Genomic DNA, 1523 nt, shown 5'->3' on the forward strand with positions numbered 1-1523 from the left:
CATGAGTGTTCATCACCAGCCTGCTGCCCGTCGTGTTCTGGATCTGAAGGACGCGTCGCTTCTGGTGGACTGGGCCTATGTGGCGGGCGCGTGGGTAGGGGCTGCCGACGGGCCCAGCTTTGCCGTCACCGACCCCTTCGACGGCGCGCTGATCCTCGAGCTGCCTGATCTCGGCGTGGAGGCCGCCCGCCAGGCCATCGACACGGCGCATGCGGTGCAGAAGGATTGGGCCAAGCGCACCGCCAAGGAGCGCAGCGTCATCCTGCGCCGCTGGTACGAGCTGATCGTCGAAAACGCCGACGATCTGGCGCTGATCCTCACCACCGAGCAGGGCAAGCCTCTGGCGGAGGCCAAGGGCGAGGTGATCTCGAATGCGGCCTACATCGAGTGGTTTGCCGAGGAAGCCAAGCGCATCAACGGCGACGTCATTCCCGGGGCTGCTCCTTCCCAGCGCATCGTGGTGCTCAAGCAGCCGGTGGGGGTGTGCGCGGCCATCACCCCGTGGAACTTTCCCAATGGCATGATCACCCGGAAAGTGGGCCCGGCGCTGGCCGCCGGCTGCACCATGGTGCTCAAGCCCGCAGCCCAGACCCCGCTCTCGGCCCTGGCGCTTGCCGTGCTGGCCGAGCGGGCGGGCGTGCCGAAGGGCGCCTTCTCGGTGATCACCACCACGGAGGCCCGGCCCATCGGCGAGGAGTTCTGCCACAACCCGAAGGTGGCCAAGATCACCTTCACCGGCTCGACCAATGTGGGCCGCTGGCTGATGCGCGAGGCCGGCTCCAGCATCAAGCGCCTGTCGCTGGAGCTGGGTGGCAACGCGCCGTTCATCGTGTTCGACGATGCGGATCTCGATGCGGCCGTGGAGGGCGCCCTGGCGTCCAAGTTCCGCAATGCGGGCCAGACCTGCGTGTGCGCCAACCGGATCTATGTGCAGGAGAGTGTGGCGCAAGCCTTTGCCGAGAAGCTGGCGGAGAAGGCCAAGGGCCTGAAGCTCGGGCGCGGCACGGAGGAAGGGGTGGCCATGGGGCCGCTGATCGACGAGCGCGCCGTGACCAAGATGGAGGAGCATGTGGCCGATGCCCTGGCCAAGGGTGGGCAGGTGCTGGTGGGAGGCCGGCGCTCGGCTCTGGGCAGCACGTTCTTTGAGCCGACCGTGATGACGGGGATCACCCAGGCCATGAAGGTGACCAAGGAGGAGACGTTTGCGCCGCTTGCGCCGATCATCACGTTTGCCGACGAGGCGGAGGTGATCGGGATGGCCAATGCCACGGAGTTCGGGCTGGCGTCGTACTTCTATGCCCGTGACATGGCGCGTGTGTGGCGTGTGGCGGAGGCGCTGGAGAGCGGCATGGTGGGGGTGAACACGCCGGCGCTCGCCAACGAGATGGCGCCGTTTGGCGGCGTGAAGCAGTCGGGGCTTGGGCGCGAGGGCTCCAAGTACGGCATCGAGGGCTTTCTCGAGATCAAGTACATCAACATCGCCGGGCTGTAGCCGGCAAGAAGCCCGGCCAAGCCGGGCTTTC

General features: G+C 67.0%; 1 protein-coding gene. It reads left to right on the forward strand.

The window, feature by feature from the left end:
* The first annotated feature begins 1 nt into the window (after position 1).
* A complete protein-coding gene (locus tag VB618_RS19720; protein WP_329798456.1) occupies positions 2 to 1492 on the forward strand; it encodes an NAD-dependent succinate-semialdehyde dehydrogenase in 1491 nt (496 codons plus the stop codon).
* The last annotated feature ends 31 nt before the right edge of the window (positions 1493 to 1523 follow it).

Source organism: Microvirga sp. CF3062 (assembly GCF_036314045.1).
GTDB lineage: Bacteria > Pseudomonadota > Alphaproteobacteria > Rhizobiales > Beijerinckiaceae > Microvirga.